Origin of the sequence: Sphingobium cyanobacteriorum, assembly GCF_030580935.1 — a bacterium.
In the GTDB taxonomy this organism is placed as follows: domain Bacteria; phylum Pseudomonadota; class Alphaproteobacteria; order Sphingomonadales; family Sphingomonadaceae; genus Sphingobium; species Sphingobium cyanobacteriorum.
This window is the reverse complement of sequence record NZ_JAUQOM010000004.1, coordinates 210997-237577: the sequence shown is the minus strand read 5'-3', so window position 1 is coordinate 237577 and position 26581 is coordinate 210997. Positions and strand designations below refer to the sequence as shown.

The following is a 26581-nucleotide window of genomic DNA, read 5'->3' as shown; positions in this document are numbered from 1 at the left end:
TTGCCTGCCAAAGGAATATCGACATGGCCGCCGTTCTCGACCGTCCCGCATCCACCCTCTCGATCCGTCGTCTCCAGCCCAATATCGGGGCAGAGATTGCCGGGGTCGACCTCACGCAACCCCTGTCGCAGGCTGATCGCGATGCGATCTGGCAGGCGTTGCTCGACCATCATGTGATCTTCTTTCGCGACCAGTTCCTCGATCGTGACCAGCATCTCGCCTTTGCGCGGGCGTTCGGCGATCCCGTGGTCGATGCCAAGACTGTTGGCACTCATGCCGAAATCCAGCCGGTCCGGTCCGGCATCGGCGGCGACTATGTCCGGGCCGCCTGGCATGCCGATGCCACCTATCGCGACAATCCTTTCTTTGCCTCGATCCTGCTCGCGCATGAAGTGCCGCCGCTGGGTGGCGACACGCTCTTTTCCAGCGCGAAGGCGGCCTATGACGGCCTGGAGCCTGAACTCAGGCAGCGGATCGAGGGGCTGCATGCCGTCCATACCGGCGAGGGCAAGGCCAATGCCCTGTTCAAGACCGATGCGGAACGGGACGCCTATCTCGACAAGTTCAGCGGCGCCGTCCATCCCGTCGTGATCCGCCATCCCCATAGCGGGGAAAAGCTGCTCTATGTGTCGAACGGCTTTGCCAAGCGCTTTGTCGAGATTGAGGGACCGGAAGCGGATGCGCTGCTCGCGGACCTCAAATATCGCTTCACCTACCCGGAATATCAGGTGCGCTTCCAATGGCAGCCGGGATCGATCGCCTTCTGGGACAATCGCGCGGTGCAGCATCATGGCGTCGGCGATTATGGCGATCATTATCGCTATTTCGAGCGCATCGTTCTTGCCGGTCCGCCGCCTGCGGCGTGACGGCTGCTGTCCTCCCGGCAGGTGCGCGGTTTCGCCACCGGGAGGGTTCATGCATGATATGCTATTGGATCGGAAGGATAAGGTTTCATGTCATCCAAGCTCAAGGGCGCCCGTCCCGATATCCTGCTGATCGTTGCTGACGATCTTGGCTTTTCGGATATTGGCGCATTCGGCTCGGAAATCGCGACCCCGGCACTGGATGCACTGGCGTTTGACGGCGTGCGCTTCACCGATTTCCATTCCGCGTCAGCCTGTTCACCCACGCGCGCGATGCTGATGACCGGCACCGACCATCATGTCGCTGGGATCGGCACGATGCTGGAAGTCGCACGCCCCGGTTTTACAGGTGCGCCCGGCTATGAAGGCTATCTCAACGACCGGGTGGTGGCTTTGCCCGAACTGCTGCGCGAAGCGGGATACCAGACCTTCATGTCGGGCAAATGGCATCTGGGCGAAACGATCGCGACCGCGCCGGTGTCACGGGGTTTCGACAGGTCGTTCGCGCTGCTTCAGGGCGGACATGACCATTTCGGGCGCAATCTGATGAAAGGCGCGAACGGCGGCGGCACGCTCTATGTGGAGGATGACCATTTCGTCGATGATCTGCCCGCCGACTTTTATTCGTCCGACTATTTCACCGATCGCCTGCTCGACTATCTTGGCGAGCGGGACAGGGACACGCCTTTCTTCGCCTATCTTCCCTTTTCCGCGCCGCATTGGCCGTTGCAGGCCCCGGACGAAAATCTGGCGCGCGTGCGGGGGCGATATGGCGACGGGCCGGACATCTTGCGCCAACGGCGCCTCGACGCGCTCAAGGATTTGGGCCTTGTCCCCCGGAATGTCGTGCCGCATCCGGTGGTCGCCGATACGCCCGACTGGGATGCGCTGACACCCGACGCGCGGGCGCTGTCGGCGCGCACGATGGAGGCCTATGCCGCCATGGTGGAACGGATGGACTGGAACATCGGCCGGGTCATCACGCAGTTGAAAGCAGAAGGGCGTTTCGACAACACCCTTATTCTGTTCCTGTCGGACAATGGCGCGGAAGGCGCGATCGTGGAGGCGATGCCGCTGCTTGGCCCGTTCTTCACCCGGATGATCGCCGACCATTGCGATAACAGCCTCGACAATGTCGGACGGCCACGATCCTATGTCTGGTACGGTCCCCGATGGGCGCAGGCGGCGACGGCGCCGTCGCGGCTCAACAAGATGTTTACGACCCAGGGCGGCATCCGCGTGCCGGCCTTCCTGTCATGGCCGGGCCATGTGGATGGCGCGATCAGCCACGCCTTTTCCACCGTGATGGACATAATGCCAACCCTGTTGGACGTAGCGGGCGCACCGGACCATGGCGGGCGGTTCCACGACCGGGTTGTCGCGCCGATCAAGGGCGCTTCATTGCTGCCTTTGCTGGAAGGCAAAGCGGCCGCGGTTCACGATATCGATCATCCCACCGGATGGGAGTTATTCGGCCGCAGGGCATTGCGTCAGGGCCAGTGGAAGGCGGTCTATATGGCGCATGAACCGGGCGCCGCGCCGTCATGGGCGCTGTATGACCTGGCGCAGGATCCTGGTGAGATTCATGACCTGGCCAGGGACGAACCCGAACGGCTCGCGACGCTGATCGCCTTGTGGGATGACTATCGCCGTGAAAATGGCGTTCTGCATCAGCCCATAACGATCTTTGAGATGGACTTCGCTTCCGAGCAGGCGTCGGTCGCGTAAGGGGCTATGGATTCTGCCCGGTTGGTCGATATTGGCATGTCATCCACCGACTGGCGTGAACGCCATGGAATCACCATCTTTTGCTGGCTTTCGAACCACTTCCATGGTGCTGGCGCAGCCATGGCGGAATTGTCCACGCTATTCCAGACAGTCAGGGAGTGCCGCCCTGAGTGGTCTGACCATAAAAGGCCGAATATCGCACGGGTGCGCTTGACCGCCCAGCTTGTGACTGGGATCATGGCGGAATAATCAGCCTTGGTCAGACCATGGGCGGATAAGGCATTATGGCGCTGTGGGCACAAATCACGATCCTTCGGGCAATATCTGGCGGTCGAGCCTGACCGCGGCCATGCCGATCTATGCGACCGTCATGGTCCTGGCCTGTCCGTTGTCCCGGATGATCCCGTGAGCAGCCCCGCAGCCGACGCAACGCCCCGCGTGTCCGAGCGGATCGAGGCTGAGATCGAGGCGCTGATCGCCCGGCGCAAGCTGTTGCCGGGCGCGCGCCTGCCCTCCGAACGTGCGCTGGCCCAGGCGCTGGGCGTGTCGCGAGCGAGCCTGCGGGAGGCGGTTGGCAGGATGGCTGCCCATGGACGGCTCATGGTGCGCCGCACCGGGATCGTGCTGGCCCAGCCTGCGGCACAATGGACCGAGCAGGCGATATCGGCGCCACTCGCCCCGCTGGTCGCGGTCAATCCCGGCTATGGTCACGATATTTTCGAAGTGCGCGAATCGCTGGATGCCACGGCCGCCTATCATGCCGCCCTGCGTGCCGACGGGGCGGACAAGGATCGTATCCGCCGCCGGTTCGACACGATGGAGGCGTTGCATGTGAAGGGCGATGGCGCGGAGCAGGCGCATGCCGACGCCGCCTTCCACCTGGCCATTGCACATGCATCGCACAACGCGGTGCTGGCGCATGTGATGTCGAGCCTGTTCAACCTGCTGCACGCCAGCATCTCCCGCAGTCGCGAGAAGCTCTATGCGGTGCCGCGCACCTTCGAAGCCCTTTCCGCACAGCATCGACTGATGATGGACCGGATATTGGCGGGGGATGCCGATGGTGCGCGCGATGCCGCCAACGTGCATCTGCGCTTCGTGCGCACCTCCGTGCAGCAAGTCGAGGAAGATATCGCCCGGCAGGCGCGCGCCGCCATCGCGCGCAACGCCGAACCCATGGCATAGCCACAGGACCGATCCGATGATTATTTCTGCCACCACAGACTATCGCGAAGCGGCGCGCCGTCGCCTGCCGCCCTTCCTGTTCCATTACATCGATGGCGGCGCCTATGCCGAACATACGATGGGCCGCAACATGTCGGACCTGTCCGATGTGGCGCTGCGCCAGCGCGTCCTGCGCAATGTCGCGGACCTCAGCCTGGAAACGATGGTGTTCGGGCAGCCGCTGGCCATGCCGGTCGTGCTGGCGCCGGTCGGGCTGACCGGCATGTATGCGCGCCGGGGCGAGGTGCAGGCGGCGCGCGCGGCGGCAAGCAAGGGCGTCCCCTTCACTTTGTCCACCGTGTCCGTCTGCGCGATCGACGAGGTCCAGCGCCAGTCGAGCGCGCCAATCTGGTTCCAGCTCTATGTGCTCAAGGATCGGGGTTTCATGCGCGATGCGCTGGAGCGGGCGCAGGCGGCCGGGGTGCAGACTTTGGTGTTCACTGTCGACATGCCGGTGCCGGGCGCCCGCTACCGCGACGCGCATTCGGGCATGTCCGGTCCCAATGCCGCATTCCGCCGCATGGTGCAGGCGATCACGCATCCGCGCTGGGCGTGGGACGTGGGGGTCATGGGACGGCCCCACGATCTGGGCAATATCTCCGCCTATCGCGGTGCGGCGACCGGGCTGGCCGACTATATCGGCTGGCTGGGCGACAATTTCGATCCGTCCATCGGCTGGCGCGACCTGGAATGGATCCGGGACTTCTGGAAGGGGTCGATCGTCATCAAGGGCATATTGGATGTCGAGGATGCACGGGACGCGGTCAGCTTTGGCGCGGACGGTATCGTCGTGTCCAACCATGGCGGGCGGCAACTCGACGGCGTGCTGTCGTCGGCGCGCGCCTTGCCCGCCATTGCGGATGCGGTGAAGGGGCAAGTGTCGATCCTGGCGGATTCGGGCATTCGTTCGGGGCTGGACGTGGTGCGGATGCTGGCGCTGGGTGCGGATGCGGTGCTTCTGGGCCGCGCCTTCATCTATGCGCTGGCGACTGCTGGCGAGGCGGGGGTCGCCAATCTGCTCGACCTGTTCGCCAAGGAAATGCGTGTCGCCATGGCGCTGACCGGCGTGCGGTCGATCGCCCGGATCGACCGCAGCATCCTGGCCGCCTGATCGTGCACGAAGCCCCCCGATGCGGGACGGGGGAGCCGGATCGGCGCGGCGCGTCCGGTCGCTCCGCTTATCTGGCATGGCGCGCGATACCGCGGACCTGGACAAGCGTGGCAGCCAGGGCAAGCATGAGGCCAAGCAGCACGACGCCAGCCCATCCCAAACAGGTCCATGCCGCCATGGCAAGCGCCGAGCCGAAAGCGCCGCCCAGAAACATCGATCCCATGAAAATGGTGTTCAGCCGTGCCCTTGCCTCCGGGTGCAGCGCGTAAACGATATGCTGGTTGGATACGAGGGCGCTCTGAACCGCAAAATCGAGCATGAGCACGCCGACGATCAGCCCGGCCAGTGAGAGCCACAGGCCGAAAACGACCCAGGATGCCAGGGTCAGAATGGCGCCAAGCACAATGACCTGATGGGGGCCGCGCTTGTCCGCGATCCGGCCGGCCACGGGCGCGGCGAGAATGCCGACGGCGCCGATGATCCCAAAAAGGCCGGTCGTGTCAGCGCCAAGCCCGAAAGATGGCTGCTGAAGGCGCAGGGCAAGGACGGTCCAGAAGATGGTGAAGGCGGCGAAGAGGAGGCCTTGCGTCAGGGATGCGAGCCGGAGTGCGGGAAATTGCCGCCACAAGCCTGCAATCGAACCGAGCAGTTGGCGGTAGCGCAGGTCCGTTTCAGGCCGGCTGACGGGCAGCCGCCACGCCATCAGCAAGCCTGCGCCAAGCGCCAGCGGAACGCCGATCCAGAACATGTCACGCCATCCCGCATGGGTGGCGACAAAGCCCGCCAGCGTCCGGCTGAGCAGGATGCCGCATAACAGGCCTGCCATGACGATGCCGACCGCATGACCACGGCGATCAGGAGAGGCGAGATGTGCCGCAAATGGCACGATCTGCTGCGCGACCGTCGCCATGGCCCCGACCGCCAGCGATGCGAGCAGCAGCATGGACGCGCTGGGAGCCATCGCCGCCCCGACCAGCGCCAGCGCCAGAAGCAGGAACTGGCCGACGATGAGGCGCTTGCGCTCCAACAGATCGCCCATCGGCACGAGGAGGAAGAGTCCGGCGGCATAGCCAAGCTGTGTTGCGGTCGGTATCAGTCGGGTGACGGGATCAGGCACGTCATGCTCCATGATCCCGATCATCGGCTGGTTATAGTAGATGTTGGCGACTGCGACGCCGGCCGCGAGGGACATGGCAAGGGTCAACAAATGCTGGCGACGGGTTTGGGAGCGTGACATGCCGCCGCCCCGATCCGCTGTTGCAACGGGATTGATGTTCATGAGGAAGCTCCTGTGATTGGGCTTCCCGCAGATGGCCCATGTTGGAATATCGCGGTAGTTTGCGTTCATGTTCAATCGGTATAACGTAAAATGATATGATGAGTCTGGCGGACCTTGCCATCTTCGTGGAAACCGTGAACGTCGGCAGTCTCGCCGGTGCCGCGCGCAGGCTAAAGATTCCCGCCATGACAGCATCGCGCAGGCTGGCGGCGCTGGAAGCCGAACTGGGGGTCAGGCTGCTTCATCGCACGACGCGGGGCTTGTCGCTCACGGGCGATGGCGAAACATTGCTGCCCTATGCGCAGGGCCTGGTCGAAGGAGAGCAGGCTTTGCGCCAGGCGCTTGCACCTTCGACGCCATCCCTATCCGGCCTGCTTCGGATAACCGCTTCCGTTCCGTTCGGGCGCAAGATCCTGACCCCCTTTATCGGCGCGTTTCTTCAGCAGCATCCCGATCTGCGGATTGATCTTCAACTGCAGGACGGGGTCGTCGACATCGTCAATCAGGGGATCGACTGTGCGATCAGGATCGGCGTGCTGGAGGACAGCCGCCTGATTGCGCAGGCCATATCCGGCAATCCTCGCGGACTTTATGCCGCACCCGCTTATCTTGACCGGATGGGACGGCCGCAGGCGATCGAAGAGCTGGCATCCCACGCCTGTCTGGTCCGATCGGGAACGACCCACTGGTGCTTTGGTCCGAACAGCCAGCGTCAGCGGGTGCGCGGCGTCTTTTCCGCAAACTCCGTCGAGGCGTTGCACCAGGCGGCCATTCACGCCATGGGCATTGCCTTGCTGTCCGATTGGGATGCGAGCGACGATGTGGCCGCCGGTCTGCTCGAACCGCTTCCCATGCGGGAAGGCCTGGCCGAACCGCTCCAGATCTGGGCGATCTATCCCACCACGCGGTTCGTTCCGCCCAAAGTGCGGCATTTCATCGCTGCCCTGAAGAGTCACCTGATAGCCCGATTCCCGCGCTAGCCGGCTGATCGCCAGGAAGGGCGGGCAGGACAGGGTGGCAAAGTGGAACAACGATAGTGACACCTGAATCGCATTTCGCGCGATCTGTATCCCGCCACTGACCCGTCGCCGCAGACGCAGCCTCCCGTTGCAGGAAACCCTTTAGGCGAACGTTTGCTTTTTCTCTTGCAAACGTTTGCTATGGCTTATAACAGTGGCGCAACAAGACAATGAGAGATGAGGATGATTGTGCAGGCGGCGCGTTTTTCACCGATTGCTGCATATGCTGCATATAAGGCGCGGTGGTGTCGCGGCCCGGACGCCGGGTTCGTGCCTGCCGGCATTTTCGCGCGGCGCATGGCCGGTGTCGCGCCCGCACATTCTTTCAGGACGGATGGGTCGCGCGCGGCATGCCTGGCGCGGCGCAAGCCGGGCCTTCGCCAGGGACTGCACGCCTTGGCGAAGGTCGCGGCATTGCGGAGCGGTCCGGCATGAGGGAAGGTGCCCCCACCACGCGCTGGACGGCCGACCATGTGGCGCGCATCGATGCGGCATCGGCATCCAGTGCTCCCGTCATTCCTGTCCAGCGCCGGATCATCGATACTCTGGACCTGTGGGACTATTGGCCGGTCCAGCGGACGGATGGCCATCCGGCGGAGATCATGGGCGGCACCCTGTTCATCGCGTTGTCCGCGCCGGTCCTGCCCGACCCGGATGCCCGCCATGCCGTGGCCCGGTTGCGCCTGTTGCATCGCGTGGGGACGGACTGGCGCGATCTGGGACCGGCGCTGCCCGATGGTCTGTCGCCCGGCAGCCGGCAATGGTCCGGCTCGGCGATCATATCGCCCGATGGCGCCATGATCACCCTCTATTATACCGCCGCCGGGTTTCGCGACGAGGCGGAAATCAGCTTCGTCCAGAGGCTGTTCCAGACCCGTGCGGCCCTGTCGGTGGAGCATGGCACCATTATAGTGTCCGGGTGGACGAAGCCGACGGAATTTCTCAGGCCGGATGACGTTCATTATACCAGCGAGATGACGGGCGGCGGCGCGATCGGATCGATCAAGGCGTTTCGCGATCCCGCCTTTTTTCACGACCCGGCCAATGGCGCGGACTATATTCTGTTCGCCGGGTCACTGGCCCGATCCCGGTCGCCATGGAACGGCGCCATCGGCATCGCGCGGCGCACGGCTGGCAATGACTGGCAGATATTGCCACCGCTGGTCGATGCGGATGGCCTGAACAACGAACTGGAACGTCCGCATGTCATCGTGCGGGACGGCCTCTATTATCTTTTCTGGTCCACCCAGGCGAAAGTGTTCGCGCCATCCGGTCCCGCTGGTCCGACGGGCCTTTATGGCATGGTCGCCGACACGCTGTTCGGCCCGTGGCGGCCCTTGAACGGGTCGGGCCTGGTCTTCGGCAACCCGCCAGCCGCACCCTGTCAGGCCTATAGCTGGCTGGTCCTGCCTGACCTGTGTGTACAGAGTTTCGTCGATCTGGCCGGTTTGACGCAGCCGCCCTGTCATGTAGCCCAGGCACGCGCGCATTTCGGGGGCACCCCCGCACCCGAACTGCGGATCATGCTGGACGGAGAACGCGCATGGCTGGCCTGACTGACAATGACCCCCTGATCGCCGGCGTGGAGCTGGGCGGCACCAAATGCATCGCCACTTTGGCGCGGGGCCGAACGATCCTGCACCAGAGCCGCTGGCCGACGCAGGGGCCGGAAACGCTCGACCATATTGCCGCGGCGCTGGACCGCTGGCATGCGCAAACCCCCTTTGCGGCGATCGGCATCGGCAGTTTCGGGCCGCTGTGCCTGGACCGGGCCAACGGGCATTTCGGGCATATGGAAAACACGCCGAAGCCCGGCTGGGCGGGCGTGGATGTCCATGGCCATTTCGCCCGCCGCTTCGCTGTGCCGGTGGGCATCGATACCGATGTCACCGGCGCGGCGCTGGCGGAGGGTGTGTGGGGCGCATCGACCGGCTGCGCGGTCCATGCCTACGCCACCATCGGCACCGGCGTCGGCCTGGGCATCGTCATGGATGGCAAGGCCGTGCATGGCCGCCTCCATCCCGAAGCAGGCCATATGCGCATCCGCCGGACGCCCGGCGATGGCTTTTCGGGGGCCTGTCCCGCCCATGGCGATTGCCTGGAAGGGCTGGTGGGTGGCCCCGCGCTGGCGGCGCGGGCCGGCCGTGCCCTGGCCGATGTGCCGGACGATGACAGCATTTGGCAACGGGTCGCGGCGGAACTGGGCGAATGGGTGGCGATGCTGATCCTGTGCCTTTCGCCCCAGCGTCTGGTGATCGGCGGCGGCGTGCTGGACCATCGGCCCGCCCTGCTAGGCCGCGTGCGCGGCGCCGTTGCCGACAATCTGGGCGGTTATCTGGCGGGGCTGGACCTTGCCGCCCTGCAAAGCCTTGTCGTGCCACCCGCGCTGGGGCGCGATGCCGGACCGCTGGGCGCGATCGTCATCGGCCAGAGCGCGTTGCGACAGGCCCGGCCATGACCCGCCACTGGTTCACGGCATCCGCCCTTGCCCCCGTCATCGCCGCATCCGTGCCTGCGTTCGCGGCCACCCCCGCCCCGCCTGTCGCGGCGGATGATGGGCGCTGCGCCGCCTTCGCCACCATCATGCGCGGCCACTGGCCCGATGCCTCCACCCGCGTCACCAGCGCCGATTTCGTGCCTCAGGGACCAGCGTCCCGGCCCGATCCGCGCGGTTTCCAATATGACGCCATCACGCCGCTCAGGGCGCATTGCGCCATGCGCGCCGTCATGGCCGAACGCAAGGGCGTGGATGGCCAGCGCTATGCCATCACATTCCACCTGCGCCTGCCGCTCGACTGGAATGGCCGCTTCCTCTTTCAGGGCGGCGGCGGCACCAATGGCGATGTCGGCAATGCGCTGGGCGCGACGGCGGGCGCGGGCCTGTTCACACCGGCCCTTGCGCAGGGCTATGCGGTCGTCAGCCAGGATTCGGGCCATGACAATGCGGTCAACAGCGACCCGGCAAAGGGCGGGGCGGTCGCTTTCGGGTTCGACCCGGAAGCACGCCGCAATTACGCCTATGCCTCGCTCGGCGCCGTCACCGCCGCTGCCAAGGCGGCCATCACCCGCTTCTACGGTCACGCGCCGCGCTATTCCTATTTTGCGGGCTGTTCCAAGGGCGGCCAGGAAGGGCTGGCGCTGGCGCATCGCTACCCCGATGCGTTCGACGGCATCGTCGCCGCCGCGCCGGGCATGTCGCTCCCCCGCGCCGGACTGGCCCAGACATGGGACGCGCAGATATTCGGGCGGCTGATCCATCCCGACGCCAGCGGCGCGCGCCCGTTCGCCCGGCTTTCCAGCCTTTATACCACCGCCGAACTCGGCCTGATACGCCGCGCCGTCCTGAAAGCCTGCGATGGCAGGGACGGTCTGGTCGACGGGCTGGTCATGCGCATCGGCCAATGCACCCATGCGGCCGTCCTGCCGGTCCTGCGCGCGCTGACCTGCAAGGGCGACCGCAATGGCCAGTGCCTGTCCCGCGCCCAGATCGACGCGCTGGCGCAATCCCTGTCAGGCCCGCGCACGCGCGATGGGTCGCCCCTCTATGCCAGCTTCCCCTGGGACGGCGGCATCGGCGCGCCCGGCTGGGCCGTGTGGAAATTGGGGCTGGCGAAGGAGGGCGTGCCCGCGCTCAACATCCTGATCGGCGGGGCCGCCCTGCCGACCATCTTTCAGACGCCCCCGACAGTGGCGTCCACCGATCCGCAGCACCTGCTGCAATGGCAGATGGCCTATGATTTCGATGCCGATGCCGCCGCCATTTATCGCACCGTCGCGCCCTTTACCGAATCCGGCTGGACCATGTTGTCGGCCCGGTCGCCCGACATCGACGCCTTTCGCGCGGCCGGTGGCAAGCTGATCGTCCCGCATGGCGCGGCCGATCCGGTCTTTTCGCTGAACGACACGCTGCAATGGTATCGCGAAATGGACGCCCGCTACCATGGCGCGGCGGCCGACAGCGCGCGCGTGTTTCCCGTGCCGGGCATGAACCATTGCGAGGGCGGGCCGGCGACCGACCGCCATGACGCCTTCGCCGCGCTGGTTGCCTGGGTCGAACAGGGCCGCGCGCCAGACCGCCTCCATGGCGTCGCATCGGCGGCCAGCCCCTGGCCGGGCCGCACCCGCCCGATCTGCAAATACCCCCAATATGCCCGATACAAGGGCCGGGGCGACATCGAAAAGGAGGAAAGCTTCCAATGCGCAGGATGAGGTTGGGCCGGTGCGCCCTTGCAGTCGTCGCGCTCCATGCCGCGATGTTGCCGATACAGGCGTTCGCGGCGGACAAGGGCCGCTGGATCGCCAGTTGGGCGTCCAGCCCCTCCCGGCCCATTGAGAAACTGCCCTATGATTTCTGGCAGCCCGCGCCACAGGTGCAGGGCACCATCCGCTATCATATGCGTCTGAGCGCGGGCGGTACGCAGGTGCAGGTGCGCCTGTCGGGCGAAACGCAGGTGCAGGATGTGACGATCGGCGGGGCGACCATCGCGCTGGCCGATGCGCAGGGCGGTGTCGACGCCGCCACCATCCGCCCGCTGACCTTTTCCGGCGCACGATCGGCGCGCCTGCCGACGGGCGCGCCCCTGCTGTCCGATCCGCTCGCGCTGGCGGTGAAGCCGGGTGCCGTTGCCATCGTCAGTGTCTATCTGCCGGCCAAGGTCATATTGCCCCAGTCCGACCCCAATCATGTGGCGCAATGGGCGCCCGGCGCTGACCAGACCGCGTCCCCGACGCTGACCGACGCAACATCCGTTTCCGCCCGCGAAATCATTTCGTCGGTGCTGGTCCTGTCGGACCGGAAGGCGCGCACGATCGTCACCTTCGGCGATTCCATCACCGATGGCTTCGGCGCGAAGGATCCCTTGCTGCGCGGCTGGCCGGGGCAGTTGGCGCGGATGCTGACCGACAGGGGGATCGCCAATATCGGCATTGCCAATGCCGGCATCGGCGGCAACCGTGTCCTGCGGGACGAAGTGGGGCCAAGCGCGCTTGCGCGGTTCGACCGGGATGCCCTGGCCGTGCCGGGCGTCACCGACATCGTCCTGCTGGAGGGGATCAACGACCTGGGCCTGAGCGGCCTGAAAAATCCGCGCGGCGAAGGCGACCATCCCGTGATCGGCGCCGATGATCTGATCGCGGGCTATCGCCAACTCATCCAGCGGGCGCGGTCCAGGGCGATCAAGGTGCATGGCGCGACGCTGACGCCCTTTCTGGGATCGACGTTCCCCGGCTATGCCACGGTCGAAAAGGAAAAAATCCGCCAGGCCGTCAACCAGTGGATCCGCACCAGCGGGGCGTTTGACGGCGTGATCGATTTCGACGCGACCGTGCGCGACCCGGCCGCCCCCGACCATATCCTTGCGGCCTATGATTGCGGCGACAAGCTCCACCCGTCCGATGCGGGCTATGCCGCGATGGCAAAGGCGGCGCGGGATCATTTCCGCTTCTGAAAGCACATGAAAACACATGCCCGGATCAGAGCGAGCAAGCCGGTCCGGGCAGCAAAAGGGAGAGTGTCATGCACAGACTGTCATTTCTTTTCGTCGGCGCCAGCGTCGTCGCCTTGTCCTGCCCCGCCATCGCGCAGGATGCCGCGCCCGTGCAGGCGGGGACGAACGCGCCAGACGATTATGCGGGCGATATCGTCGTCACCGCACAGAAAACGTCGGAGAAATTGTCCAAGGCGCCGGTCGCGGTCAGTGTCGTGACGCAGGACAGCCTCAACCGGCAGGGCGTCGATTCCGCCGCCGCACTGACCAGCACGGTGCCCGGCCTGCAATCCAGCCAGAACGGCTTTGCCATCCGTGGCATCGGCAGCAACAACAGTTTCAGCGGCTATTCCACCGTCGCCACCCAGATCGACGGCATCTACGATCCGTCCGCCGCCGTCCTGACGCTCGGCCTGTTCGACCTGGGATCGGTCGAGGTTCTGCGCGGGCCGCAGGGCACGGTCTATGGCCGCAACGCGACCGCGGGCGTCGTCAACATCAACACCGCCGATCCGGGCAGGACGATGGGCTTTGCCGCCGACATCCAATATGGCCGCTTCAACGAAATCCGCGCCCGCGCCGCCGTGGACCTTCCCGTCAGTGACGCCTTCGCCCTGCGCGTGTCCGCCTATCGTCAGGTCGATGACGGGTTTGAAGGCCGATATGGCGCGCGCCAGAATTACAACAGGACCGACCAGGCCGGCCTGCGCGTCAATTCCATCCTGCGTCTGGGCGACAGCCTGACCTGGCGCCTGTCGCTCAATTACGGGGAGAATAAGGGCACGATCCCGCTCACCTATATGCGCAGCCGCAATGTCTATCCCAATGCGAACATCGCCGCTGGCACCTTCGGCCCGATCCAGACGATCTATGATGAGGTCGTCAATCCGGGGCAGGATCTTGTCACCGACAACCGGATCGACATCAAATATTATGCCGCCCGCTCACGCCTGACCTGGCAGGCGAGCGATGCGCTGTCTTTCACCTATCTGGCCGGCTATTCGCTGCTCAAGAATAATGGCGTCGATGCCGCCACCGGCGTGTTCACGCAGCAGAATATCGACCGCCGCACCGAAACCCGCTCCCATGAACTCAACGTCAATTTCAATTCCGGCGCGTTCAATCTGGTCCTGGGCGGCTATCTCTATCAGGACAAGCAGCCGTCCGGCACCCGCCTGCTCCATGCCGGCGACACCGCCCCCGCGCCGTTCAACAGCATCTTCAACGCGGCCGGCATCGCCAAGGTCGCCGGCACCGGCACCAATATCTCGACCATCAGCGGCGTCGATGTCGTCACATCCTATCGCGGGCAGGGCACCAAGTCGCAGGCCGTGTTCGGTCAGGGCACGTTCGAACTCGCGCCGGGCCTGAAAATCCTGGGTGGCGTGCGTTCGACATGGGAACAGGTCAACCAGCGCAACATCGAACTGGTCTGCCCCGGCGACACGATCACGCTGGCGAACATCACGCCCACGACCTGCCCCGGCATTCCCTTCGTCTATGCCCTGTCCGACGATACCAACCGGCCGGAAGCCAAATTCTCGAACGTCAGTTGGAAGGCGGGCGTGAATTACGAAGTGACGCCCGAAACCCTGGTCTATGCCAGCGTCGGCACGGGTTTCCGTGGCGGCGGTCTGGAAGCCAGCGGCAATGCGCCCCAATATCGCCAGTATCAGCCCGAAACCGTGACCAATTACGAAGCGGGCGTGCGCAGCTCGCTGATGGGCGGCAAGCTCTATCTGTCGGCCACCGCGTTCAACATGGACTATAAGGATCTTCAGGTATCCAGCATCGTCCTCAATCCGCTGACCAATCAGGTGTCGGCGGTGACGACCAACGCCGCCACGGCGCGCCTGCGCGGCATCGAACTGGAAGCGGTCATCCGCCCGACCCGCGCCGACCGGATCAGCGGCTTTGTCTCCTATCTGGATGCGAAGATCCGCTCCTTCCCGACCGCGTCGGACAATCTCAATTCGGCCAGCGGCAATTATAACGCAATCACGGCGGCGTTCGGCAATCTGCCATTGCCCGGCACCGTCATCCGCGACGTGTCCGGCAACGAATTGCCCAACGCCCCCAAATGGAGCGCCCGCGCCAGCTACGCCCATATCTTCGACCTGGGCGGCGCGGGCAGCCTGACGCCCAGCGTCGATTTCTACGTCCAGTCGCGCACCTTCAGCGATATCCAGAATTATGCGCAGAGCCGCCGGGCTTCCTACACCAAGACCGATCTCAACCTGCGTTATGAAACCGACAATGGGCAATTGTCCGTCACCGGCTTTGTCAACAATCTGGAAAACAAGCGGGTGGCCAATAATCTGGTCACGGTGTGGAGCAGCACGACCGCCAATTACGATCCGCCGCGCACCTATGGCGTGCGGCTGGGCATGCAATTCTGACAACAATCACATGTGGAGCGCGCCGTTTGCAAAGGGCGCGCTCCATGTCTGGAGAGGGCATCGGCATGGCGGACCAACGCGACAATATCCTGCCATCGCGCAGGGGTGTGCTGCTGGCGGCAGGCGCATTGGCGACCGGCCTGATCGACATGCCGGGCATCGCCGCGCAGCCCCCCGTCGACGACGCGCCACTGGCCGCGTTCGTCTATGAGGCCATCGTCACGCTGGGACCGGCAGAAGAGATCGGCATGACCCCGCACGGCCAGCGCGTCCGCATCCCCATCACCGGCGGCACGTTCAAGGGGCCACGGATCAGCGGCACGATCTTTCCCGAAGGCATGGACTGGCAACTGGTCCGCGCCGACGGCTTCACCGAACTGGAGGCCGTCTATCTGATGCGCGAAACCGATGGCACCGTCATCCAGATACGCAACAAGGGGATCGCCGGCAAAGGCTATGCCAAAACCACCGCGACCTTCGAAGTCCCCAACGGTCCCCATGGCTGGCTGAACGAAGCCATGTTCGCCGGAACCGTGGGTCCGGTCCCCGAAATGCAAACGCCCGCCGTGCGCATCCGCATGTATAAGCTGGTTTGAAGGATTTAGGCACGATGGCGCGCATCCGCTGGCTCACCTATCTCATGTTCCTGATGTTCGCGATGACATCGGAATCGGTCGGCGTCATCATCCCGTCGGTGATCCGCGAATTCAACCTGGGCATGACTGCGGGCGGTGCGTTCCATTATGCGACGATGAGCGGGATCGCGCTGGGCGGCGTGCTGCTCGGCTCGCTGGCCGATCGCCTGGGGCGCAAGGCGACGATCCTGATCGGCCTGGGCCTGTTCGGCCTCAGCGCTTCGCTCTTTGCCTGGGTCAGCAGCTTTGGCCTGTTCCTTGTCCTGCTGTTCGTCGGCGGCATTGCCGTGGGCATCTTCAAGACCGCCGCATTGGCCCTGATCGGCGACATATCCACATCCACCCGCGCCCATACCGCGACGATGAACGTGGTGGAGGGGTTTTTCGGCATCGGCGCGATCATCGGCCCGGCCATCGTCGCCTATCTGCTGTCGCATGACGCTTCGTGGAAATGGCTTTACCTGATCGCCGCGATCTTCTGCGGCCTGCTGATGATCGTCGCCTGGCGCGCGCCCTATCCACAGAGGCGTGTCGCGGCCCCGGATGGCGCGCCGCTGGCCGACATGCTCGCCATGCTGCGCAATCGGCATGCGCTGGCGTTCAGCACGGGGATCATGCTCTATGTAGGCGTGGAAACGGCCATCTATGTCTGGATGCCGACCCTGCTGGCGGGCTATGACGGACCGGGCCGGCAATGGGCCGTCTATGCGCTGTCGATCTTCTTCATCCTGCGCGTCATTGGCCGGTTCGGCGGATTCTGGTTGCTGGAGCGCTATGACTGGACCGGCGTGCTCGCCTGTTGCGGTATGGCCATCCTGTTCTGTTTCATCGGCGCGATTGTCGGCGGTCGGCCTGTGGCCGTCATCACCCTGCCGCTGTCGGGCCTGTTCATGTCGGTCATCTATCCAACCTTGAATTCCAAGGGGATCAGTTGTTTTCCCAAGACGCAGCATGGCGCGATTTCCGGCATCATCCTTTTCTTCACCTGCGTCAGCGCCGTCGCGGCGCCCTTGATGATGGGATTGATCGGCGAATATCTGGGCGATGCCCTCTACGGTTTCCATCTTGCCACCGGATTTGCAGCCATCCTGGCCGCAGGATTGCTGCTCAACCGGATTTTTGATCCCTCGCAGGCCGAACTCCTCCGGCGCGGTCAGGCCGATTACTGATGGCCTATATGCGGCTCAGGGGCGATAGCGATCAATGTCGATATTGTGCCGGTTGAGTTTGTCGTAAAAGGTTTTCCGGGGCAGTTGCAGTTCGGCCATGGCGGACCGGGCATCGCCCTGGACACGTTCCAGCACCTGGCGGATCACGCCCGCTTCGAAGCGTTCGACCTGATGGGCGAGCGAGAGGAGATGGTCGTCGACCGGGCCATCCATGGTCATGCCCAACACGACCCGCTTGGCGAAATTGGTCAGTTCACGCACATTGCCGGGCCAGTCATGGTCCGCCAGATAGGCTTGAATATCCGGGCCGATGCGAGGCACGTCCCGCTTCATCCGATCCGCGGCCTGGTGCAGCAGATAACCGAACAGCAAGGGCACATCGGCGCGCCGTTCGCGCAGGGGCGGGATGCGCAAGCGCACCATGTCGAGCCGATAGAGCAGGTCGGCACGAAAACGCCCGTCGGCGACGCTGGCCTCTATCCCCGGCTTGGCCGCAGCGATCACGCGCAGGTCCACCATCTGGGGCTGCTCTGCGCCGACCGGCAGGATTTCCCGTTCCTCCAGCACGCGCAACAATGCCCCCTGTAACCAGGCCGGGCTACTCTCTATTTCGTCCAGGAACAGCGAACCCTTGTCGGCGCGGGCGATCCGGCCTGGCTGGGTCGTTCGGCTGTGCGCGGCCCGGCCGGTTTCCTGGCCGAACAGGTCCGCTTCCGCAATGGCATCGGGCAGGGCCGCGCAGTTGATGGCGACGAAGGGACGCCCGCGCCTGCGGCTCCACCGATGCAGCAGGGTTGCGACCAGTTCCTTGCCGGTGCCTGTTTCCCCTTCGATCAGGATATCGACATCGGCATCGGCGACCTGCCGCATATTTTCGCGCAGGCGGATCATGGCCGGCGTCTCGCCGATCAACGGTTCGCCACCCGCGCTTTCATCGGCGGCCGCTCTCAGGCGGCGATTGTCGAGCACCAGCCGCCGCATTTCCAGCGCGCGGCGGGCCGATGCGATCAGATGGTCGGTGGCAAAGGGCTTGGCGATGAAATCGAACGCCCCGGTCCTGAGCGCCGCCACCGCCATGGGCACGTCGCCATGGCCGGTCATCAGGATGACGGGGATTTCATGGTCGATCGCGGCAACCCGGTTGAACAATGCCATGCCGTCCATGCGCGGCATCCGAATGTCCGATATGATCGCCCCGTCAAAACCCGCGTCCAGCCGCGACAGGGCCGCCGCGCCGTCGGCAAACGCCTCCACCGCCATATCCGCCAACTGAAAGGACTGGACCAGCGCATTGCGCAGCGCATCATCATCATCGACAAGAAGGATCGGCGTTTCGGTCATAGGGCATCCAATGTCATGCGGAACAGGCTATGGTCGTCGTCGGTCACATGGTCGAGCGCGCCGCCAAACTCCACCATGATGTCGCGGGCGATGTGCAGGCCAAGCCCCAGGCCGCCGGCCTTCGTGGTGGCGAAGGGCATGAACAACTGGTCCGCGATGGCGGGGTCGATCCCCGCACCACTGTCACGCACATCCAGGATGACGCGCCCGTCCGATTGCGTCAGCGTGACCATGACCCACGGGTCGGGCCGATCCTGTACCGCCTCCAGCGCATTGGTGAGCAGGTTGACCAGCACCTGTTCCAGCCGCACGCGCCCGGCCCGCACTTTCAGGGCCGGATCAGGCGCAGGCAGGGACAGCATCACACCCGCGCTGTGGAAACGGTCGCCTACCAGCAGACGCACGCCATCGATCGCCTGTGCCAGCGATACAGGGCCGATCGTGCCGGCCCCACGCCGCGCATAGCGCCGCAATTGCGCGGTGATGCTGCCGATGCGGTCGGTCATCGCCACGATTTCGCGCAGGTTGGCCGTCGCCTGTTCGGGCTGGCCGCGGCTCAGAAAGGCGGTGGCATTTTCGGCAAAGGTACGGATCGTTGCGACCGGCTGATTGATTTCATGCGCCACCCCGGCGGAAATCGTGCCCAGCGTGCCCAGGCGATTGGCATGGGCCAGTTCCTCGCGCGCCTGGCGATAGCGTTGGTCGGCGATAGTGCGCGCCTCCATCTCGCGCGCCAGATCATCGGTGCGCAAGGCGACCTCCCGTTCCAGGACAATGCGCGCATTGATGGCCCGGCGTCGACGGATGATCGCCCAGCCGCTGGCCGCGAGCAGCAATGACAGCAGGATGGCGAACAGGATGGCGGCGATCTCCGCCCGCTGTCGCACCCCCTGCAACGCGCCATCCAGTGGTTCGATATGGTAAAGCCGCCAGCCTGGAACAGGCACGGCGAGCGTCGCCGTCATCGCCTGCGACCCGTCGCGCATCCGGGTCAGGCCATCGGTGCCGATCGCGATACCCAGCGGCGTCAGCGGCGCGCCGCCGAATTGCAGCGCTTGCTTGATCTGCGCCTTGCGCGCCGGGTCGATCGCCCGCAGCGTGCGAAAGCGCAGCACGGGATCGCTGCTGAGCAGCAGCACGCCATTGGCATCGGCCACGAAGCTCAGGGCGCGGCGGTCCTGCCATGTCCGTTCGATTGCGTCGAATTCGACCTTGACCACGATCACCCCGATCGGACCGTCGCTGTCCTCGATCCGGCGGGACAGATAGAGGCCGGGACGACGACTGACGGTGCCGAGCGCGAAATATTCGCCACCGCCCTTTGTCCAGCCCAGGCGATAATAGGGACGAAAGCTGTAATCCTGCCCCACGAAACTGCTGGGCAGGCGGGCGTTGGACGCCGCGATCGTGCGGCCAGCCCGGTCGAGCGCGAAGATCGCGCCCGCGCCGGTCTTGGCCTTCAGCACGGCCAGCTTGTCGTTCAACGCCATGTCCACCTGTCCCGATCGCAACGCCGCGCGCAGATCGGGATATTCGCTCAGCACCACAGGCAGCAGGCGAAACCTCTGCAATTCCGATTCCAGCAGGCGCATCACGGCGCGGGTTTGCTGGGTGGTTTCGGCACGTTCCGTGGCGATCGCCTGAGCGCGCAGGATGCGGTGATAGCGGTCGGCAAACAGGATCGATGCCGTGCCGATCGCCAAGATCGCCAGCAGCAGGGGCGCGAAGCGACGGATAGGACCGGCGATGGCGGTGAAACGGCTCATCCTGTGTGGATTATCACACAATCCATGCCGGGGCGATGCGGTAATCCACATCGGGATTGTCGATATTTGCCGCCAGAAACAGGAAAATAAAAACAATATCAATATGTTATTATATTTTCCGTCCCCTGTTTGGCACCGGCTCCATTCCGTCGCACCATCCCTGTGCCGCAAAGACCAAGCCAGCGGCGGCTAAGGAGATGGAACAACCGCCATGATCAACCCGACTTATCCGGCAGCCGCGTCGCCACCACGGCGCAAGGGCCTTGCCTCGCAGCTTTATGTGCAGGTGCTGGTCGCGATCATGCTCGGCGCGCTCCTTGGTCATTTCTGGCCAGCCTATGGCGAAGCGATGAAGCCGCTGGGCGACGGCTTCATCAAGCTGGTGAAGATGATCATCGCCCCGGTCATTTTCCTGACCATCGTGACCGGCATAGCAGGCATGAAGGAACTGGGGGCGGTCGGCCGCGTGGCGAGCAAGGCGTTCGCCTATTTCCTCACCTTCTCCACGCTGGCGCTGGTCGTCGGCCTGATCGTCGCCAATGTCGTCCAGCCGGGCGCGGGCATGAATATCGATCCTGCCACGCTGGATGGCGGCGCGGTCGCCGACTATGCGGCCAAGGCGCATGAATCGACGCTGACAGGCTTCCTGCTGGGTGTCATTCCCACCACGCTGGTCAGCGCCTTTACCGACGGCAACATATTGCAGATCCTGCTGGTCGCGATCCTGTTCGGCATCGCCATCAGCATGGTCGGCGAACCTGCTGCCCCGGTGATCCGCTTCCTGGAGCGGCTGAGCCTGATCGTCTTCAAGCTGGTGTCGATCCTGATGCGCGCCGCCCCCGTCGGCGCGTTCGGGGCGATCGCCTTCACCATCGGCAAATATGGTGTCGGCAGCCTCGCCAATCTGGGTGCGCTGGTCGCGACCTTCTACCTGACATCTTTGCTGTTCGTGATCGTGGTGCTGGGAAGCGTCGCGCGACTGACCGGCTTTTCCATCTTCAAGCTGCTGCGTTACCTGAAAGCCGAACTGCTCCTGGTGCTCGGCACATCCTCGTCCGAAGCCGCGCTGCCCAACCTTATCGAGAAGATGGAGCGGGCGGGATGTGAAAAGTCCATCGTCGGGCTGGTCGTGCCCACCGGCTACAGCTTCAACCTGGACGGCACCAATATCTACATGACGCTGGCCGCGCTGTTCATCGCGCAGGCGACCGGGGTGGAACTGACGCTGGGGCAGGAACTGCTGCTGCTGGGTGTCGCGATGCTCTCGTCCAAGGGGGCGGCGGGTGTCACCGGCGCGGGCTTCATCACGCTGGCGGCGACGCTGTCCATCGTGCCGACGGTGCCGCTGGCGGGCATGGCGCTGATCCTGGGCGTGGACCGCTTCATGAGCGAATGCCGCAGCCTGACCAACTTCATCGGCAATGCTGTCGCCACCATCGTCGTCGCCCGCTGGGAAGGCGGCCTCGACCGCGAGATGCTGAACGCCGCGCTTGACGGGCGACTGCCGGCGCCGGTGGTTGCCGAAGCGTCTCCGCAGGCCGTGCTGACCGCCGCCTGACATCCTTTTCACGGACGGCGCGTGCCTCTTACCGGCCGCGCCCCGTTACCAGATCGGTCCCCAACCCATGTCCACCACCCGCCTGCTATGCGGCGCGCTGGCGCTCGCCTGTGCGATGCCCGCTGCTGCCCAGACCGCCGCTACCCCGTCCGCCGCTACCCCGTCCTATCCTGCCGCCGCCCAGGGCGATGGCGCCACGACGAAGGGCTACAACCTGTCCCGCTGGGCGGAGGACTGGCGCGTCTATCGCGACCCGGCCAGGCGCGACGACATTCTCGACCGCCTGAAATATCTGCCACTCGACGATGATGGCGACATCTATCTGACGCTCAGTGGTGAAGCGCGGTTGCGCATGAACCTGACCAGCAACCCGCAACTGATCGAAGGGCCGGAGCAACGACAGGATATCCTGCGTCTGGTGGGTGGCGCCGATTTGCATGTCGGCGAACATCTGCGCTTCTATGGCGAGATCGCCCATGGCCGGTTGTCAGGCAAGAATGTCGGAACGCCATCGGGATCGCTGCGCAACAATTTCGTCCGTCAGCAATATTTCGCCGAGGCCAGGGGCCGCATTGGCGACGTTGATCTGGGCATTCGCCATGGGCGGCAGGAATTTACCGACGGTCCCAACCTGCTGATATCCCAGCGCGACAACAACACGATCCGCTTCGTCCTGAACGGCACCCGTGCCTGGGCGCGGACCCCCACCATGCGCGCGACCCTGTTCGATTTCGAAACGACCGACCTTGGCAATGGCGGTCTGGGCGACGATGTGCCGGACAAGAACCGGCGCTTCAGCGGCGTGTCGGCGGGCTTCGTGCTGCCGACCCGATGGCTGGGCGGATCGAGCCTCTATTTCGATCCCTTTTTCTGGCGACGGCGCAATCGCGTGGGGACATGGGGTGGCGTCGTGTCGCCCGCCGTGCGCTATTATGCCGGCGCGCGGCTGTGGGGCGACATTGGCCCAGTCGCGCTGGACTGGACGCTGGCGCACCAATATGGCAATTTTGGCGACCGACCGATCAGCGCCTGGCAGGCCTTTGCCGCGCAGACGGTCCGGCTGGGCGCGGACAAGAGCGCCCCGCGGGTCGGCATTCACGTCGATTATGGCAGCGGCGGGGGTGGTTATGACAAGGGGACGCTGCGCAATGCCTATGCCCCGTTCGGCAACAATATCTATTTCAGCTACGGCCTGTTCCTGACCGCCACCAACCTGATCGCGGTCGCGCCCAATGTCTCCTTCCAGCCGGTGAAGGGCGTGCGCGCCAGCCTGGAATATCAGTTTACCTGGCGCGATGACGAGCGCGATGCGGTCTATCGCGCCAACTACACGCCCTATGTCGGCACAGAGCGGGTAGCGGGCAAGGCGGTGGCGCGGCTCGCCCGCGCGCAGATCGTTTACGCGATCTCGCCCCGGCTGACCCTGACCACGCGAGCCGAATATCTCCAGGCGCAGGCGGCGTTGACGGCGGCCGGTTATCGCAACTCAGCCTTTCTGGCGACCTGGCTGAGCTTTCGATTCTGACAGGGCGGGAGATAGCATCAGGTGCATCTGGCGGGATGTTTTTCCATCCATCAGCCCCCCTGGGCCAGGGGGAAGCCGCACGCGGGAAGGCTATGCGGGGATATCCCGGCGCCGGTCATAGAGCGCGCGATTTTCGGCGCCGATCCGCACATGCAGCATCGCCGCGTTGAGCAGGGTGAACAGGACCGCAATCCATGTCAGGCCAAAGGCCAGCGGCAGGACGGCGATTTCGGCAGTGACCACGGCATAATTGGGATGGCGAAGGAAGCGGAAAGGCCCCCTGTTCACCAATGGCGCATCGTGCGCCACGATGATCCGGGTGGTCCACCGGGGTCCAAGTGTCGCCAGCACCCATAGCCGCAGGAGTTGCAGAACAGCGAAAACGAGCAGCAATGCCATATGGACAGTGCGGCCCCCGACCGTGAACCATAAAGTGGCGATCCAGGCCGCATGCATCGCGACCATGACCGGATAATGTTTCGCCCCGACTTCACGGGCGCCAGCCGCCAGCAGCCGGCTGGTGTTCCGGCGCGCAATCACCAGCTCGCTCAGCCGTTGCACCGTGACGAACAGCATGATCGCGTAAGGCAGGGTCATGCTGCGCACCGCAACGTCAAAGAGGAGGCGGTGAAGCCTGGCCCCAGCGCATTGAGGACCGACAGGGGCGGCAATCCTGCCTGGCGGTAGCGGTCCAGCACGAAGAAGAGGGTTGGCGCGGACATGTTGCCATGATCGCGCAATATGGTCCGTTCATTGACCAGGGCGCCCTGGTTCAGCGACAGTGCGCCTTCAAGCGCATCGACCACTTTCGCGCCGCCGGGGTGGCAGATGAACTGGTCGACATCATCGATACCAAGCCCCTGGGGCGCAAGCATTTCCGTCATCGCCTGCCGCATTTCCCGCCGCGCGAAGGCCGGGATCGCGCGATTGAGCACCACGCCCAGTCCGGTCGGTTCCGCCCGCCAGCCCATTATGTCCAGCGTATCGCTCCAGGTCTTTTCGGCGCTGCCGGTAATCTGCACGAAGCCATCTTCTCCCGCACGCAATATGCAGGCGGCCGCGCCATCGCCGAACAGGGCGGTCGAAATGATGTCCGCCTTGTCCGCATTGTCGGTCCGCAGGGCAAGGCTGCACAGCTCGACCGTGACGAGCAGCACGGTTGATCCGGGTGTCGCGCGGGCCAGCCTGCTCGCCAGGCCAAGGCCCGTCGCGCCACCCGCGCAGCCAAGCCCAAATATCGGGACGCGGTGGACATCGTTGCGGAAGGGCAGCCGTGCCATGGCGCGCGCTTCCAGGCTTGGCGTCGCGATACCTGTTGACGACACGGTGACGATCATATCCACCTGCTGTGGCCGAAGGTCAGCCTGCGCGATCGCTTTCTGCGCGGCCGCGACGAACATGTCGAGCGCAACGTCGAGATAGGCGGCGGTCCGTTCGGGGAAAGAGCGTGGGCTGCGATACCAGTCGACCGGCATGGCAAGTTGCCGGAATGCGACCCCGGCATTGGCATATACCGCCGACAGACGTTCAAAATCGCTGAAATTGCCGGCGATCAGCGCACGGGCCGTGTCGAGCGCCTCCATTTGCGACAGGCGATGTGGCGCGGTTTCCGTCACCAATGAAAGAATGGACACCGATTTCAAGAAGGACCGCCTGACGTGACCGGCGGACCGGCAAAAAAGCTTCTTCTGCGCAACGACTTCGACCTCCGGTAGTTCCTTGTATCCGATAGCCACAGGGCTATGGCAAGCGTGGCAAGACGGGGGCGGGTGCGACGATGGATGATGGGTCTGACCTGAATGGTCGCGGAACACAGGCGGCCGGCTATCGTGCATGGACGGGCTTCATCCTGATGTGCCTGGGGATGTTCATGGCCATCCTCGACATCCAGATCGTCGCCACATCGCTGCCCACCATCCAGGCCGCGCTGGGGATAGCGCCCGACCGGATGATCTGGGTGCAGACGGCCTATCTGACGGCCGAGATCGTGGCCATACCGTTGACCGGATATCTGATGGCCAGAATTGGGATGCGCTGGCTGTTCGTGGGCGCGGTCAGCCTCTTCACGATCGCTTCCTTCGGTTGCGCGATCAGCACGGGCTTTGGCCAACTGATTGCATGGCGCATCGTGCAGGGATTTTCCGGTGGCACGCTGATCCCGGCCGTGTTCGCGGCTGTGTTCCTGCTGTTCCCACCGCGCGCGCAGGCGCTGGCTACGACGATCGCGGGCGTCGCCGCCGTGCTGGCCCCCACGATTGGCCCGATCGTCGGAGGGTGGATCACCCAGTCCTATTCCTGGCACTGGCTGTTCCGGGTGAACATCCTGCCCGGTATCGTCGCTGCGGTGGGTGTCGCGCTATTCCTGCGCGGGCAGGTGGCCGAACGGCATGCGGCAAGGGCGATCGACATCCTTGCGCTTATATTGCTCGCGACCAGTCTGATCACGCTTCAAATCGGGTTGAAAGATGCGCCCTCGCTGGGCTGGAGCGCGCCCCAGGTGCTGGTGCTGCTGGGTGTGTCGGCGGTATGCGCGGCGGCGTTCACAGGACGCACATGGGTGTCGGCTGCGCCCCTGGTGCAACTGCGCTGCTTTGCCGACCGCCATTTCACCATCGGTTGCATGCTCAGTTTCGTGCTGGGTTTCGGCCTGTTCGGATCGACCTATCTGATGCCTTTCTTCCTTGGCCTGGTGCGGGATCATGGGCCGCTGCGCATCGGTGAGATCATGCTGGTGACGGGGCTGACTCAACTGGCGACGGCCCCGCTGGCGGTCTGGGCCGAACGCCGGGTCGATCCCCGGTGGCTGACGGCGTTCGGCTTCGCGCTTTTTGCGATCGGGCTGTTGTTGAGCGCCCGCCAGACCGCGCAGACCGATTTTGCCGACATGCTGATACCCCAGATGGTGCGGGGGGCGGCGATCATGTTCTGCCTGCTGCCGCCCACGCGGATGGCGCTGGGGCGGTTGCCGGCGGCCATGGTGGCGGACGGCAGCGGGTTGTTCAACCTCATGCGCAACCTGGGCGGTGCAGTCGGCCTGGCGCTGATCGACACCACCATCTTCAGCAGGGCCGCAACGGAATCTGCCCGGATCGCCGGGAAACTGCGCGCCGGCGATGTGGCGACAGCCGTGGAGATCGGCATACCAAGGGATGTCTTTCTGGAACAACGCGGCCAGCCGCTGGACGAATATGCAACAGAGATGATCCGGCCCTTGGTGGAAAAGGCCGCACTGGTTCCCGCCGTCAATGCGGCATGGCTTTTGTGCGGGGTGCTGACAGCCCTTATCCTGCTCACCTTGTGGTTCGTGAAACAAGCGCGCCCTGTGTCCTTGCCCGACGACGATCCGGCATCCGACCCGTCACCTGCGGTCCCGCATCTGGCAGGTTGAGCGCGCCTCCAGCGCGGTGAAACCCTTGGGCGGACGGCGCGATCGGCATCTGCGCCCGGCCCAACCGATGAGGCAAGGCGCGGCTTTCCT

Annotated in this window: 20 protein-coding genes; 15 read left to right on the top strand and 5 right to left on the bottom strand. The window is 64.6% G+C overall.

Features of this window, described 5'->3' with window-relative positions:
- Positions 1–23: 23 nt before the first annotated feature.
- The 4 genes from Q4610_RS11310 (at position 24) to lldD (ending at position 4926) form a co-directional block, all read left to right on the top strand.
- Positions 24–866 carry a TauD/TfdA dioxygenase family protein gene (locus Q4610_RS11310; RefSeq protein WP_304536054.1) on the top strand — a complete coding sequence of 281 codons (843 nt, stop codon included), beginning with the start codon at positions 24–26 and terminating at the stop codon, positions 864–866.
- Between the two features lie 87 nt (positions 867–953).
- Positions 954–2591 (top strand): arylsulfatase, encoded by a 1638-nt coding sequence (locus tag Q4610_RS11305; RefSeq protein ID WP_304536053.1) that lies wholly within the window; start codon positions 954–956, stop codon positions 2589–2591.
- A gap of 405 nt (positions 2592–2996) precedes the next feature.
- Entirely contained in the window at positions 2997–3776 is a 780-nt protein-coding gene (locus tag Q4610_RS11300; protein ID WP_304536052.1) for an FCD domain-containing protein, read from the top strand.
- Positions 3777–3792: 16 nt separating this feature from the next.
- The gene (lldD, locus tag Q4610_RS11295) at positions 3793–4926 is read left to right on the top strand and encodes an FMN-dependent L-lactate dehydrogenase LldD (RefSeq protein WP_304536051.1); all 1134 of its coding nucleotides are present in this window, start codon (positions 3793–3795) and stop codon (positions 4924–4926) included.
- A gap of 67 nt (positions 4927–4993) precedes the next feature.
- Here lldD and Q4610_RS11290 read toward each other — a convergent pair whose 3' ends face one another.
- Positions 4994–6118, bottom strand: coding sequence for an MFS transporter (locus Q4610_RS11290; protein ID WP_304536050.1), 1125 nt, complete (start codon positions 6116–6118; stop codon positions 4994–4996).
- A gap of 182 nt (positions 6119–6300) precedes the next feature.
- On the opposite strand from Q4610_RS11290, the gene Q4610_RS11285 reads away from it, so the two are divergent.
- The 8 genes from Q4610_RS11285 to Q4610_RS11250 all read left to right on the top strand — a co-directional run bounded on the left by Q4610_RS11285 (position 6301) and on the right by Q4610_RS11250 (position 16913).
- Complete coding sequence (locus tag Q4610_RS11285; protein WP_304536049.1) at positions 6301–7185, top strand: LysR family transcriptional regulator; 885 nt, start codon at positions 6301–6303, stop codon at positions 7183–7185.
- Between the two features lie 470 nt (positions 7186–7655).
- Entirely contained in the window at positions 7656–8780 is a 1125-nt protein-coding gene (locus Q4610_RS11280; protein ID WP_304536048.1) for a glycoside hydrolase family 68 protein, read from the top strand.
- A complete protein-coding gene (locus Q4610_RS11275) occupies positions 8768–9682 on the top strand; it encodes an ROK family protein (RefSeq protein ID WP_304536047.1) in 915 nt (304 codons plus the stop codon). The genes Q4610_RS11280 and Q4610_RS11275 overlap by 13 nt, the downstream gene beginning before the upstream one ends.
- On the top strand, positions 9679–11433 hold the full coding sequence (locus Q4610_RS11270; protein WP_304536046.1) for a tannase/feruloyl esterase family alpha/beta hydrolase: 1755 nt from the start codon (positions 9679–9681) through the stop codon (positions 11431–11433). Before Q4610_RS11275 ends, Q4610_RS11270 begins: the two co-directional genes overlap by 4 nt.
- The gene (locus Q4610_RS11265) at positions 11421–12671 is read left to right on the top strand and encodes an SGNH/GDSL hydrolase family protein (protein WP_304536045.1); all 1251 of its coding nucleotides are present in this window, start codon (positions 11421–11423) and stop codon (positions 12669–12671) included. Before Q4610_RS11270 ends, Q4610_RS11265 begins: the two co-directional genes overlap by 13 nt.
- Before the next feature lie 68 nt (positions 12672–12739).
- Complete coding sequence (locus Q4610_RS11260; RefSeq protein ID WP_304536044.1) at positions 12740–15109, top strand: TonB-dependent receptor; 2370 nt, start codon at positions 12740–12742, stop codon at positions 15107–15109.
- 65 nt (positions 15110–15174) lie between these two features.
- On the top strand, positions 15175–15705 hold the full coding sequence (locus Q4610_RS11255; protein ID WP_304536043.1) for a DUF3237 family protein: 531 nt from the start codon (positions 15175–15177) through the stop codon (positions 15703–15705).
- Between the two features lie 14 nt (positions 15706–15719).
- The gene (locus Q4610_RS11250; RefSeq protein ID WP_304536042.1) at positions 15720–16913 is read left to right on the top strand and encodes an MFS transporter; all 1194 of its coding nucleotides are present in this window, start codon (positions 15720–15722) and stop codon (positions 16911–16913) included.
- A gap of 15 nt (positions 16914–16928) precedes the next feature.
- Here the strand turns inward: Q4610_RS11250 and Q4610_RS11245 are convergent, their stop codons facing one another.
- Both Q4610_RS11245 and Q4610_RS11240 read right to left on the bottom strand, forming a co-directional pair.
- Complete coding sequence (locus Q4610_RS11245; protein WP_304536041.1) at positions 16929–18254, bottom strand: sigma-54-dependent transcriptional regulator; 1326 nt, start codon at positions 18252–18254, stop codon at positions 16929–16931.
- The gene (locus tag Q4610_RS11240) at positions 18251–20020 is read right to left on the bottom strand and encodes a sensor histidine kinase (protein ID WP_304536040.1); all 1770 of its coding nucleotides are present in this window, start codon (positions 20018–20020) and stop codon (positions 18251–18253) included. Before Q4610_RS11240 ends, Q4610_RS11245 begins: the two co-directional genes overlap by 4 nt.
- A 211-nt stretch (positions 20021–20231) precedes the next feature.
- Between Q4610_RS11240 and Q4610_RS11235 the strand changes: the two genes are divergently transcribed.
- Both Q4610_RS11235 and Q4610_RS11230 read left to right on the top strand, forming a co-directional pair.
- Positions 20232–21578 carry a dicarboxylate/amino acid:cation symporter gene (locus tag Q4610_RS11235; RefSeq protein ID WP_304536039.1) on the top strand — a complete coding sequence of 449 codons (1347 nt, stop codon included), beginning with the start codon at positions 20232–20234 and terminating at the stop codon, positions 21576–21578.
- A gap of 67 nt (positions 21579–21645) precedes the next feature.
- Positions 21646–23103, top strand: a complete 1458-nt coding sequence (locus Q4610_RS11230) for an alginate export family protein (protein ID WP_304536038.1) — start codon at positions 21646–21648, stop codon at positions 23101–23103.
- A gap of 90 nt (positions 23104–23193) precedes the next feature.
- Here Q4610_RS11230 and Q4610_RS11225 read toward each other — a convergent pair whose 3' ends face one another.
- Entirely contained in the window at positions 23194–23700 is a 507-nt protein-coding gene (locus Q4610_RS11225; protein ID WP_304536037.1) for an isoprenylcysteine carboxyl methyltransferase family protein, read from the bottom strand.
- The gene (locus Q4610_RS11220) at positions 23697–24737 is read right to left on the bottom strand and encodes a type III polyketide synthase (protein WP_304536074.1); all 1041 of its coding nucleotides are present in this window, start codon (positions 24735–24737) and stop codon (positions 23697–23699) included. The genes Q4610_RS11225 and Q4610_RS11220 overlap by 4 nt, the downstream gene beginning before the upstream one ends.
- A gap of 143 nt (positions 24738–24880) precedes the next feature.
- On the opposite strand from Q4610_RS11220, the gene Q4610_RS11215 reads away from it, so the two are divergent.
- On the top strand, positions 24881–26491 hold the full coding sequence (locus tag Q4610_RS11215; RefSeq protein ID WP_304536036.1) for a DHA2 family efflux MFS transporter permease subunit: 1611 nt from the start codon (positions 24881–24883) through the stop codon (positions 26489–26491).
- Positions 26492–26581 lie beyond the last annotated feature (90 nt).

Excerpts from the sequence above, each read along its gene's own strand:
- Q4610_RS11310 (WP_304536054.1), top strand. The coding sequence starts at position 24 with ATGGCCGCCGTTCTCGACCGTCCCGCATCCACCCTCTCGATCCGTCGT.
- Q4610_RS11305 (WP_304536053.1), top strand. The coding sequence starts at position 954 with ATGTCATCCAAGCTCAAGGGCGCCCGTCCCGATATCCTGCTGATCGTT.
- lldD (WP_304536051.1), top strand. The coding sequence starts at position 3,793 with ATGATTATTTCTGCCACCACAGACTATCGCGAAGCGGCGCGCCGTCGC.
- Q4610_RS11290 (WP_304536050.1), bottom strand. The coding sequence starts at position 6,118 with ATGTCCCTCGCGGCCGGCGTCGCAGTCGCCAACATCTACTATAACCAG.
- Q4610_RS11285 (WP_304536049.1), top strand. The coding sequence starts at position 6,301 with ATGATGAGTCTGGCGGACCTTGCCATCTTCGTGGAAACCGTGAACGTC.
- Q4610_RS11280 (WP_304536048.1), top strand. The coding sequence starts at position 7,656 with ATGAGGGAAGGTGCCCCCACCACGCGCTGGACGGCCGACCATGTGGCG.
- Q4610_RS11275 (WP_304536047.1), top strand. The coding sequence starts at position 8,768 with ATGGCTGGCCTGACTGACAATGACCCCCTGATCGCCGGCGTGGAGCTG.
- Q4610_RS11270 (WP_304536046.1), top strand. The coding sequence starts at position 9,679 with ATGACCCGCCACTGGTTCACGGCATCCGCCCTTGCCCCCGTCATCGCC.
- Q4610_RS11265 (WP_304536045.1), top strand. The coding sequence starts at position 11,421 with ATGCGCAGGATGAGGTTGGGCCGGTGCGCCCTTGCAGTCGTCGCGCTC.
- Q4610_RS11260 (WP_304536044.1), top strand. The coding sequence starts at position 12,740 with ATGCACAGACTGTCATTTCTTTTCGTCGGCGCCAGCGTCGTCGCCTTG.
- Q4610_RS11255 (WP_304536043.1), top strand. The coding sequence starts at position 15,175 with ATGGCGGACCAACGCGACAATATCCTGCCATCGCGCAGGGGTGTGCTG.
- Q4610_RS11250 (WP_304536042.1), top strand. The coding sequence starts at position 15,720 with ATGGCGCGCATCCGCTGGCTCACCTATCTCATGTTCCTGATGTTCGCG.
- Q4610_RS11245 (WP_304536041.1), bottom strand. The coding sequence starts at position 18,254 with ATGACCGAAACGCCGATCCTTCTTGTCGATGATGATGATGCGCTGCGC.
- Q4610_RS11240 (WP_304536040.1), bottom strand. The coding sequence starts at position 20,020 with ATGAGCCGTTTCACCGCCATCGCCGGTCCTATCCGTCGCTTCGCGCCC.
- Q4610_RS11235 (WP_304536039.1), top strand. The coding sequence starts at position 20,232 with ATGATCAACCCGACTTATCCGGCAGCCGCGTCGCCACCACGGCGCAAG.
- Q4610_RS11230 (WP_304536038.1), top strand. The coding sequence starts at position 21,646 with ATGTCCACCACCCGCCTGCTATGCGGCGCGCTGGCGCTCGCCTGTGCG.
- Q4610_RS11225 (WP_304536037.1), bottom strand. The coding sequence starts at position 23,700 with ATGACCCTGCCTTACGCGATCATGCTGTTCGTCACGGTGCAACGGCTG.
- Q4610_RS11215 (WP_304536036.1), top strand. The coding sequence starts at position 24,881 with ATGGATGATGGGTCTGACCTGAATGGTCGCGGAACACAGGCGGCCGGC.